Annotated in this window: 13 protein-coding genes and 1 pseudogene; 8 read left to right on the top strand and 6 right to left on the bottom strand. The window is 66.9% G+C overall.

Annotated features, from left to right (window positions below; all coding sequences use genetic code 11):
* Positions 1-184: 184 nt before the first annotated feature.
* Together VEY12_11730 and VEY12_11725 are read right to left on the bottom strand one after the other, a co-directional pair.
* A pseudogene (locus VEY12_11730) lies at positions 185-382 on the bottom strand (type II toxin-antitoxin system RelE/ParE family toxin).
* A gap of 39 nt (positions 383-421) precedes the next feature.
* Positions 422-586 carry a hypothetical protein gene (locus tag VEY12_11725; GenBank protein HYM40787.1) on the bottom strand — a complete coding sequence of 55 codons (165 nt, stop codon included), beginning with the start codon at positions 584-586 and terminating at the stop codon, positions 422-424.
* Positions 587-903: 317 nt separating this feature from the next.
* Here VEY12_11725 and VEY12_11720 point away from each other — a divergent pair, with 317 nt between their 5' ends.
* A complete protein-coding gene (locus tag VEY12_11720) occupies positions 904-1155 on the top strand; it encodes a hypothetical protein (GenBank protein ID HYM40786.1) in 252 nt (83 codons plus the stop codon).
* 58 nt (positions 1156-1213) lie between these two features.
* Here VEY12_11720 and VEY12_11715 read toward each other — a convergent pair whose 3' ends face one another.
* Together VEY12_11715 and VEY12_11710 are read right to left on the bottom strand one after the other, a co-directional pair.
* The gene (locus VEY12_11715; GenBank protein ID HYM40785.1) at positions 1214-2158 is read right to left on the bottom strand and encodes a TFIIB-type zinc ribbon-containing protein; all 945 of its coding nucleotides are present in this window, start codon (positions 2156-2158) and stop codon (positions 1214-1216) included.
* A 100-nt stretch (positions 2159-2258) separates the two neighbouring features.
* Positions 2259-3512 (bottom strand): radical SAM protein, encoded by a 1254-nt coding sequence (locus tag VEY12_11710; GenBank protein ID HYM40784.1) that lies wholly within the window; start codon positions 3510-3512, stop codon positions 2259-2261.
* A gap of 79 nt (positions 3513-3591) precedes the next feature.
* Here VEY12_11710 and VEY12_11705 point away from each other — a divergent pair, with 79 nt between their 5' ends.
* From VEY12_11705 to VEY12_11675, 7 genes are all read left to right on the top strand, one after another.
* Positions 3592-4230 (top strand): hypothetical protein, encoded by a 639-nt coding sequence (locus VEY12_11705; GenBank protein ID HYM40783.1) that lies wholly within the window; start codon positions 3592-3594, stop codon positions 4228-4230.
* Between the two features lie 112 nt (positions 4231-4342).
* Complete coding sequence (locus tag VEY12_11700) at positions 4343-4810, top strand: MarR family transcriptional regulator (GenBank protein HYM40782.1); 468 nt, start codon at positions 4343-4345, stop codon at positions 4808-4810.
* 28 nt (positions 4811-4838) lie between these two features.
* The gene (locus VEY12_11695; protein ID HYM40781.1) at positions 4839-5624 is read left to right on the top strand and encodes an ATP-binding cassette domain-containing protein; all 786 of its coding nucleotides are present in this window, start codon (positions 4839-4841) and stop codon (positions 5622-5624) included.
* A complete protein-coding gene (locus VEY12_11690; GenBank protein HYM40780.1) occupies positions 5581-6450 on the top strand; it encodes an ABC transporter permease in 870 nt (289 codons plus the stop codon). Before VEY12_11695 ends, VEY12_11690 begins: the two co-directional genes overlap by 44 nt.
* A 79-nt stretch (positions 6451-6529) precedes the next feature.
* A complete protein-coding gene (locus tag VEY12_11685) occupies positions 6530-6739 on the top strand; it encodes a hypothetical protein (GenBank protein ID HYM40779.1) in 210 nt (69 codons plus the stop codon).
* A gap of 329 nt (positions 6740-7068) precedes the next feature.
* Positions 7069-7689, top strand: a complete 621-nt coding sequence (locus tag VEY12_11680; protein ID HYM40778.1) for a hypothetical protein — start codon at positions 7069-7071, stop codon at positions 7687-7689.
* Between the two features lie 522 nt (positions 7690-8211).
* Positions 8212-8394, top strand: coding sequence for an Lrp/AsnC ligand binding domain-containing protein (locus tag VEY12_11675; protein HYM40777.1), 183 nt, complete (start codon positions 8212-8214; stop codon positions 8392-8394).
* A gap of 172 nt (positions 8395-8566) precedes the next feature.
* Here VEY12_11675 and VEY12_11670 read toward each other — a convergent pair whose 3' ends face one another.
* Both VEY12_11670 and VEY12_11665 read right to left on the bottom strand, forming a co-directional pair.
* Positions 8567-8839, bottom strand: a complete 273-nt coding sequence (locus tag VEY12_11670; protein HYM40776.1) for a hypothetical protein — start codon at positions 8837-8839, stop codon at positions 8567-8569.
* Positions 8840-9533: 694 nt separating this feature from the next.
* On the bottom strand, positions 9534-10317 hold a 784-nt coding region (locus VEY12_11665), incomplete at its 5' end, for a hypothetical protein (GenBank protein ID HYM40775.1).

The raw sequence follows: 10317 nt of genomic DNA, 5'->3' as shown, positions 1-10317 counted from the left end.
GTCTGCCCCGTGTGCCGCCTCGAGCTAGCCGACCTCTGCCTCCTTGCGGACCATTTCTGGGACGCGGCGGAGGCGAGCGACGTGGGCCACGTGATGTGGCTGAACCGGCACGTCGGGATGCGAGAGCTGCCGCGGGACGTGCTACGGGAGAGACTGGAGAAGGCCCTCCGGCGATAGAGTGCAGTCACTCCAGGCCATGATACGCCTGGGACCGATGCACGATCTCGGTGACGCGGACCTCCCCCGGAAGGACGAAGTAGAGGACGCGGTACTCGCCGACCCGCAGGCGGTACAGTGGCGGGTCGTCGTGGGTCCATAAGGGCTTAATGTCCGCCCCGGGACGGGGGCGGAGGGGGTCCTCACCGAGCGCCTCCATCCGCTCGCGAAGTCTTCGAGCGGGGTCGGTGGGCCGTCTGCACGTCTATCGAGTCTTCGGGTCGAGGTAGGTGATCCTCCAACTCCTCCCCTTTCGCCGCGCGTCCCAGGCGTCCACGGCGATTGTCCGGCAGGCGTCGCAGAAGACGTAGCGGATCTCGCCGAGGTCGTCCGCGACGCGGTCGACGGTGGTCGTGCCGTTGCACTCCATGCGCCCTCCGGATAGGCGCCGGAAGGCTGGTGGATGTTGTCCAATGCGGGCATAAGACGGTACCCATGGAAGGCACGTTTATCGCCTTCCGCCTGGCGAAGTACGACCGGGACCGGGCGAGCGGTCCGCGTGGTCTCGAAGAGCGCGGCCTTCGAGACACCGAGCTTCTTTGCGAAGTTCGTGAGTCCGATCTTCTTAGGGAACTCGAAGTAGCCGAGTTCGAACGCGAGGCTCTGGACGCGCGCCTGGCGGTCCGTGAGGCTCCCGCCCTCGGACCCGAAGGACTCTTGATGCGGCGGGAGGATATGGGCCAGGGTATGCCTCCCCCCGGACGCGGCTCGACCCGCACGTTCGATGTCCTGCTTGGGGCAGCCATCGTCCTTCTGATTGCCATGCTGAGCATCGCCGGGTGGTCGTTCTTGCACAACACGCTGAGCTTCATGGGCGCGCTCGGCGTCGTCGGATTCGCCTCCGTGATGGTGGGCATCCTACTGTGGGCCACCCTCCGCTCGCGAAACGGTTTCGAGGGGGAGGGAGGGCCCAGCCGTATCCGTGCCAAGACGCGGTGAGTTCCGTGGGAGCATCGAGCGACCTCGCCCATTCCGCGTACGTGCCCGAGGGACCCAATCACGGGGCACCCTGGGCGGTGTTGAGTTGCTTCGCCAGGGCCAGCCGGGCCCGGAGCGTGACCTCGGTCACGCCGGAGACGCGCGCGACCTCGGTCTGGTGCTTGCGCTCGCCGCAGGCTTCGGCAGCCAGGTAAATCGCCGTCGCGGCGGTCCCCACGGGCGACGACGACCCCGTGAGACCGAGGCGATCCCATTCCCCGAGGATCCGGAGGGCCATCGCCTGCGCCCGGCTGCTGAGCCCAAGCGCCGCGCAGAACCGGCTGACGTACTCCTGGGCACGCGGCAACGGAACCGCCCGCAAGGCGCCGGTTCGCAGGAGCTCGCGGTAGTGCCGGGCGATCGCCTTCCTGGAGATCCCCGCGACGGCCTCCATCTCGTCCAGGGTGCGGGGCACACCGTCAATTCGGCACGCCGCGTACACGGCCGCGGCCACGACGCCCATCATGGACCGCCCCCGGACGACACCTGCTTCGATCGCCCGACGGCACAGGAACGCCGCCTCCTCGCGCACGGTGTTCGGGAGGCCGAGCTGGGACGTAACCCGATCCAGGGTGCGGCCCATGGCCACGGAACTTCGTTCCCCGCGGCCCGACTGCGCAGTCGTGATCTGGAGCTTCCGGAGGCGGTAGAAGACCTTCCGCGTGGGTTCGGGGATCGGCCGGCCCCGGATGTCCCGGTTCGGGTACGGGACCACGGTGGTCAGGCCTGCGGCACCGGACAGGGGCTTCCGCGGCGGCCCCGTGCGGGCGAGCTGCTCCGCCTCTTCCATGGAATGGGCGACGCGTTCCGGACCTTCGTCAATCGCGCTCTCCGCGAGGACGAGACCGCAGGCTCCACAGACGAGCTCGCCGCGCGCGTCGTCCCGCACGAGGCGAGGGCTGCCGCACTCCGGGCAGATGTGCTCCTCCTCGAACGTCGATCCGGCGTGGGCGTTGCCAGGCATCCCCATCCTCCGTGGGCGGCCTGAAATCCTCTCCCGATCCACCTAGCGAGGCGCTCGTATTTGGAATGGCGGTATGGGGAATGCGGGCGCCGCGGCGCGGTCACGCCCGCAACCCGGTCACGTTGTTCTCGTAGGAGAGCTCCTCGAAACGCAATCCCAGGTTCCGGGCGTATGCGTAGGCCTTGCGGATCTCCTCCGTGTCGGGTCGCCGCGAGAGCGCCCGGTAGCGTTCGTCGTACGCGGGCGAGAAGGGGTCGCACGCGTATTCGGGCCGGTACTGATCCATCACGTTGACGAGGGCCCGCGGGGTGTTGTTCGCAATCCAGTCGAGGACCCGCTTCGTGCAGCATTCCACGTGGCCCGGCAGGATCAAATGGCGAATGACGAGGTCTTCGCCCCAATCGTAGATCAGCTTGTGGTTCCGGGCCACGGTCTCCCAGTACCATGGCGTGCGGGCGAGGAAGACCGCGCACTTGTCGTTCCCGAACTTGAAGTCCGGGAGCCACACGTCAACGAGGGGGCGCAGGATCCGCATTGTCGCCTCGCTCATGAAGAAGTTCGAGTTCCAGAGCATGGGGGCGTTGAACTCGCCCTCGTAGACCCCCGCGGCCGCCGACCTCGGGAACGTCCACCCCGCTCCGGGGTGCACGCTCGCCACATACGCAAGGTCCTCCGGATTCGGCGGCCTGCCGAGGAGCCGGATCGCCTCGACGATCGTGTGCAAGTGGACGGTCGGCTCCCCGCCGACCCAGTTGATGTTGTGGCAGCCTTCCTTCCGCAGCTGCCAGGCCATCGCCGCGACCTCCTGGGGATTCACGGCGACGCCGTTCTCCTTGTCGTGGGAGATATCCGCGTTCTGGCAGAATTGGCAGCGCATGTTGCAGGAGGTGAAGAACACCGTGCCGGAGCCGTGCGTGCCCCGGAAGATGAGTTCCTCGCCGCGGTGGGCGAAATAGGACGAGACGCACGAATCGGCCTTGAGCTGGCACGTGCCGCGTTTGACCCCCGCCGTCCGGTCCACACGGCAGGTCCAGCGGCAGAACGTGCAATGCCCGAGCATGCGCGAGACGAGCTCGGCGGTCAGGTCCACCAGGGAGGGACACGCGGGCGGCATCTGAGAAAGGCGCAGCTCCCCACGTCGGATCGCGCTCCACGCCTCGAGGAAGCGATCCGTGGCTCGAGCCTGTTCGGCCCAGAGCGCGTCCTCCGTCGCCGGTCGGAGTTCGATGTCGCAGGGAATCCTTCGGCCGATGAGGTACTTCGCGGGCATGCGGTCCTCAGCCACGGCGAGGTACCAGGGGAGACCGTCCCCGACCCGGTCCCAAATCCGCAGGCGTGAGAACGCGCGTGCCACGGTGAGCGGCCAGCAAGAGAATCTATTTGATGCTGCGGGATAAAGGCTTCCCTCCCAGGCCATGGGTCGAGGGAGCACCGTGGCGCAGCGAGACCTCGTCTGCCGACTCCTCCGAGAACGGACGTACCCGGAGCTGCTCGGCCTAGATGTCCGGGATCCGAAGGACTGGTTCCCCTGGTTCGTCGCGGCGAGCCTCTTCGCGAAGCCCATATCCGCGGCCGCGGCGAGGACCACGGCCCAGCTGCTGTTCAAGGAGGGGATTCGGAGCCCCAGGACCATCGAGCGGCGCGGCTGGGACGGCCTGGTGACGATCCTGGACCTGGGCGGCTACGTCCGGTACGATTTCAGCACGGCGACGAAACTCCTCGCAATCGCGGCGGCCCTGCATGGAGACCGTCTGCGTCGGATTGTGACCCAGGCGTCCTCCGTCCGGGAGGCCGAAGTCGAGCTCACGAGGATCGACGGCGTTGGCCCGAAGACCGTGCAGATCTTCCTGCGGGAGCTCCGCGGAGTCGGGGGACCCGCGGTTCCCCTCTCGGAGGAGGCGATGGGCGCCGCCCGGCGCTTGGGGCTCGAGGGCGTAACGGCCGCTGCATCGGACCTGTCCCGGCTCGAGAGCGTGCTGGTCCGGATCTGGGTCGAGCACTGCAAGCGGGGGCGATGGTCGACGTGCCCGGCCGCAGCGGCCTGCGGCTGCCGGCCGAGGGGCGCCCCGTAGGGTTAGCACCACCGGGTTCTCGGGGGCGTCCGCGCGCTGAGCGCGGCGTACCTTCCCGTCCCGGGAAGTTCTTACAGAAGATTCATCTACACAATAGTTGCGTGCTGCAACTATGAGCGCGTCCTCGCCCAAGGCCTGCGCGGGTCACGTCCTCGAAACGGTCCCCCCCGTGATGCAGTTCATCCGCACGGAGATGCGTCGGCACCGCTCCCTGAACATCTCCGTGCCCCAGTTCCGCGTCTTGACTTTTCTCGAGCGAAGGTCCGGCGGCTCCCTGTCCGATGTCGCGGAGCGGGTGGGCCTGAGCCTGCCCGCGATGTCCCGTCTCATCGATGGCCTGGTGGAGCGGAAGCTCCTCACGCGGGAAGACTCTCCGGCGGACCGTCGACGGATCGCCCTGCGGATCACGGAAACGGGGCGCGACCTCGTCCGGACCGCCCGGGAGGGCGCCCTCGAACGGCTCGCGGAGATGCTGGGCTCGCTATCCGGAGACGAGCGGGCGCGGGTCATCGAGTCCATGGAAATCCTCCGGCCCCTGTTCGTGCCCTCCCTGACCGTGGCGGTTCCCACGGGAGGCTGAGCCTTTGCCCGTCCTGGAGACGCATGGCTTGACCAAACGATTCAACGGGCTGACCGCGGTGGACGATTTCACGCTCTCCGTCGCCGAGGGAGAGACGTTTGGCCTGCTCGGGCCCAACGGGGCGGGCAAGACGACCGTGATCAAGATGCTCGCGACCCTCCTCCCGCCCACCTCGGGCTCCGCCACGGTGGCCGGGTTCGACATCGTGCACCGAGCCACGGATGTGAGGCGAAGCATCGGGTACGTCCCCCAGCTCCTGTCCGCGGACGGGAGCGTAACGGGGTACGAAAACCTCCTCGTGTTCGCCCGACTGTACGACATCCCGTCCGGAGAAATCAAGGCGCGCGTGCGGGATTCGCTGGACATGATGGGCTTGACGGATGCCGCCGACCGCCTCGTCCGCACGTACTCCGGCGGCATGGTCCGTCGCCTCGAGATCGCCCAATCCATGATCCACCGGCCGCGCCTCCTTTTCCTGGACGAGCCCACGGTGGGCTTGGATCCCCTGGCCCGCGAGGCGGTCTGGGACCACATCCGCACCCTCCGGGACGAATACCGGACGACGATCCTGGTCACCACGCACTACATGGACGAGGCGGAGAAGCTCTGCAACCGGGTCGCGGTGATGCACCTCGGGAAGATGGCGGCCTTGGGAACGCCCGCGCAGCTCGAGGCGGGCGTGGCCCGGGAGACGGGGGCCGAGCATGTGACCCTCGATGAGGTTTTCTCCCACTACTCGGGCGGAGTGATGGACTCAGGAGGTACGTTCCGTGACGCTGCACGAACCCGGCGCCTTGCCCGGCGGCTTGGTTGACGAACACGTTCGGCTGCCTGGGATCCCGGGCCCGTTCGTCGAATTCCCCGCCCTCCTGCGTGGATATGTGAGGAAGACCCTTGCAATCGTGGCCTTGGAGGCCCAGAAGCTGCGCCACGACCCCACGGAGCTGCTGACGCGCGCCGTTCAGCCTGCCCTGTGGCTCGTCGTCTTTGGGGAGACGATGACCACCCTGGGGTTAATGAAGACGGGGTACAGCTCCTATCTCGATTTCCTGGCCCCCGGAATCCTGGCCCAGAGCGTCTTGTTCGTCGCCATCTTCTACGGCATCGCCGCCATCTGGGAGCGAGATCTCGGCATCATCCACAAGTTCATGGTGACCCCCACGCCCCGCACGGCGCTTGTCCTTGGCAAGGCGCTCGCCGCCGGGGTGCGCGCGCTCTCCCAGGTTCTGGTCATCTACGCTCTCGCATTCGCCTTGGGGGTCCACGTCAACTTGAACCCGCTCGCCCTACTCGGCGTCATTGTGATCGTGTTCCTCGGCGCGGCCCTGTTCGCGACGTTCTCGCTGATCATCGCGGCCCTCGTGAGGACCCGGGAGCGATTCATGGGGATCGGGCAGCTGCTCACGATGCCCCTGTTCTTTGCGAGCTCTGCGATCTATCCCATCAACATCATCCCCACGTGGCTGCAGCCGGTCGCCTCCGTGAACCCGCTCACGTACATGGTCGACGCCTGCCGGATTCTCATGGTGACCCCGGGGATTGGGAACTACAGCCTGGGCATGGACTTTGGTGTGCTCATTGGTTTCAACGTGGTCCTCATCCTGCTCGGAGGTCGCGCCTACCGCAGGCTCGTGACGTAAGGGCAAAGTTGCGACGGCTTCTGTTGGGCAACGACGGAACCCTCGAATCCCCGTAGACCGCTTGTCCTCGTGAGGTGGCATGACTGCAATCCACCACGATGCCTGCACCCACATCCTCGCGGCGTTTGCCGTCGGCTATTTCGTCGGCCTTCGCCAACCTGAGGACTACCGGTCGCTCGTGCGCGTGGGCACCGCCCTCACCGACGTCTGGCTCGCCGCGTACCTCCTTGTGATGATGCGCCTCCGCGTCCTCGCTCCGAATCCTACCACGGGTGCGATGACGGCCTGAATTCTGTTCCCGCATGCGTCTCGACAGCCCGCGTGACGTGCGCGGCATGACCGATCGGACCCCCTCCTGAACGGTCCTTCCCTCACCGTCCTGGGGTATCCAAATATACTTATATATTCCCCGGGCGCCATACTATATACGGAGGCAGGGTGTGGATGTCCACGAAGCGAGCGCCGGAGACGCGGGGCGGGAGAACTCGGGGGACCGCCCCCTGGTTGGTGCGGGTGGCTCCCGAGCGAGAATCGATGGACGCCGCGGTCCGCACTTCCGAGGCTCACACGCTGCGTGAGATCGCCGAGCTCCAACCTGCTTCTCCCCGGGGGCATCGGATGGCGCCTTCGGCCTTGCGCGTGCGCCCCTGTAAGGGGCCGTCCATCCTCTACTGCGCCGGTCATCGGGAGCTCTTCGACATCTGGATCTTCTGGGATCCCGCCAACTTCGGCGAGGTCCGCGAGGATGCAATCTCTCGACTGGAGACGTACCTCCGGTGGTTCGAGCCGGATCGTGGGCCAAACGGCGCCGCGAGGGACGCGCGGCTCGTGGAGCTCGTGGCGGCGTTCCTGGGGCGGCACGAGGGCTGTCGGATCCGCGCGTGCGCCGACACCTCCTCGGAGTACGCGGAGGTCATCGGTTCCGGCGAGGAGGCGTGGACCGTGTTCTGCCTCTCCGAGGACGACCCGTTGTGGGAGCGTGTCTCCCTCGCACGGGTCGAGCGTTGCCGGCGGGAGGTGGAACGGTTCAAGCGCGACCGGCTCGATCACCTGCAGAGCTGGGAGGAGCGGGTCCGATGGAAGAAGGATCGGGAGATGTGGACGCGGCATCTCCGGGAGCAGGAGAAGACCCTTCGGACCACGGGGCGTCTCTGGACGGATCACGTCCCCTTCGGGGACGTCCTCGAGCAACTCCGGTCCGTTCCCATAGAACGACCGTTGGTGACCCTGGTCCCGTAGGCCCGGGATTGTCCGGGACCGGACAGCCGGTGATCGGCTTTCTTCGCGACGTGCTCGGCACGGGCCGGCAAGATGTCGTCGAACGAGACACGCACCGTCGTTGCGACGGCTTCATGGGAGGAGCAGGTGGCGACTTGACAAAGGCCAAGCTGCGACCGCCGTCCTCCGAACGTGCCGTGGAGAGCCGATGCCAGAGGCGATGTGCCATCGGGAACACGTGACACCGGAGGGCGCCGCCTCCGACGAATGGACCGTGGCCCCAACAAAGACCCATGGCTCTGCGGTTGACAAAGCTTTTTCAACCGTGTCCCACGGTTTCCCGCCGGATGGGAGCGATACCGGACCCTCGGGTCCGTCCGCAGGACCGCCCGGGGTCCGCGAGGCCGCTGGCGCTGCAACCCGGCGACACCGTCCGCCTGAAGTTCTTGTACCCCGGGCTTCGAGAATTGGCACCGCACGAAGGAGGCCGAAGAACCCGTCAACGGCTGGACCCTGATCCGCGCCGTGGACGCGGAGCGGGCCATGCAGGAGCTCCAGGAAGTGCCGTGCGTCCAGCGGCTCATCGGGACGACGGGCGAGTACAACGTGATCGCCCGCATCGGCGCGAAGGACCCGAACGCCCTGCAGCAGTCCGTGATCCGCGAGATCCAGAAGGTCCACGGAGTCCGACGGACGGAGACGCGGCCGAGCCTGACGAAGGCGTGAAGGGACGAGGGCCTGCGGGCCCTCCGTCCTCATTTTCTCGTCCAAGACCGCGCAGGGCCGCTGCAACCCGTCGCGGCGGCCGCCGCATCCGCCACCTGAATTTCCAGCTGCTCCGGTGCCCACGAGAATCGGAGCCAACCGGCATCGTCACGCGCGTCGACGGGGAGCCGCGCTAGCTCCCATGGACGGGGAACCACGTCCTCCGACGCTTCATCCAGGTCCTGAGGACGAAAGCCACGAAGAAGACGAGGACCGGCAAGGCGAGCACGGGCCAGAAGATCCAGTCCAAGTACGTGTGCTGCCGAAGCGGAGATGCCGAGAGGGACAGGGACACGAGGGTCGCGAGGAGCACTCCGAAGAGGAGCGAGACGATGAATCCGTCGACGATGAGCCGGTCTTCTCGGAACGTGAAGTTGTCCCAGAACCCCTTCTTCGTGGACTGCACGATTCGCTATGCGTCGAAGGACTATATTGAAGCTCGACTCATACCGTATGAACGAGGGTCCGCCCTGGCCAAGGGACCTGGGCGGGAAGGAGGCCAAGGCACCCCGACGGCCCTGCGCCTGCGGCTCGTGGATCCGCAAGAGGACGAGGAACGAAAGGCTGAATGAAGGCACGCTCGCGAGGCGAGGAAGGACAGGCGTATTCGTACGGAGGAAGCCACCGAGCATGCCTGGGTGGATCGACGCGAGGAGAGGGGGCGCGCTGAAGGTCGCCATGATGCGGCCGCGGAACTACCCTGGATGAACACCGGCGCCAACCGAGTGTCGGCTCCCATGGCCTTCGGAGTCACCAGCCCATTAACCCGCCCCCGGCTGACCTCTTCCCTCCCGCACGTTTCGAGTACGGGATGATGCCCGCCGTCGCGCCCATCGTCTTCCGCCACAGTTCTCGCGCTTCGACTGCCTGAGACAAAGGCGTATAGCCACGGAGCGTCGTTGGTCCGGTACAAGCATCCCTCTACAACGCCGCCCGGGCTTGTCGGCAACAACGCCGCCGGGCGGCATTTGTTTTCTCCCTGAGCCGCCCCGCGCCGCCCGCGTGACAGGGCCATCAGGTGCAGGCCGCGGGATGGCCTGCTGCGGAAGGCGGGTCGTCGCACGTGCTGGAAGCTCGGGTGGCGGGTGCGGGGGTCGCCTCTAGCCGGAGCTGTAGGCGACCAGGGTCAGCACAATCCGCGGGCCTTCGAACCCGCCCAGGCCGAGGTCCGCCCGGACCACGTTCCCGGCCTGAGCGCTGAACCACGCGGTTGCGAAGGCGTGGGGCGTCTCGCAATCCGTTTCCAGGGTCAGGTTGGTCACCACGTTTGCGTCGCGGTCCTCTGTCGGCGGCACGAACGGCCTACGGTAGGCGGAGACGGGCAGGGCCCGGAAGGTCCCCGCGGGCGTCGTCACGTTCTCGAATTGGCCCGTCCGGAGGGTGAGGCCGATGGGAACCGTGAAGGTCGCGAAGTGGTCCGTCCCCCAGGTGACGTTCGGTCCGTTCACCTTGAACGAGGACCACGTGTGGATCGTCGCGTTCGAGGTCACGTTGTAGGTCACGTTCTCGGCCAGGGGGAACCGAAGCACGGTCAGCCCGGGGTGGAACCAGACCTCGGTCCCCGCGTCGTACGTCAGCGTGTACGTCCCGTTCAGCCACATGTGATCGAAGGTCGACATGTCCTCGGGCGAGGACACGTTCCAGGTCCGGACCATGTGCACGGACTTGCGCGCATACAGCGGGGCGAGATCGGCCTGGCGGTACCACACGAATCCGGACACGTTGGCGGAGGGCCCGTCCTGCGACGCCATCCCAGGCTCCGGCCCAAGGACCGATGAGCGGTGTTCGACGAGCAGGAGAAGCGTCTCCGTGACGTTCCACGCGATCCCGTCGTGCGTGGACACGTTGCCCACCACGGTTTCCTTGAGCGTGCCGATGACGTGC

The sequence above is a fragment of the Thermoplasmata archaeon genome (assembly GCA_035632695.1).
Lineage (GTDB): Archaea > Thermoplasmatota > Thermoplasmata > RBG-16-68-12 > RBG-16-68-12 > RBG-16-68-12.
This window is presented reverse-complemented; position numbering and strand designations above follow the sequence as displayed.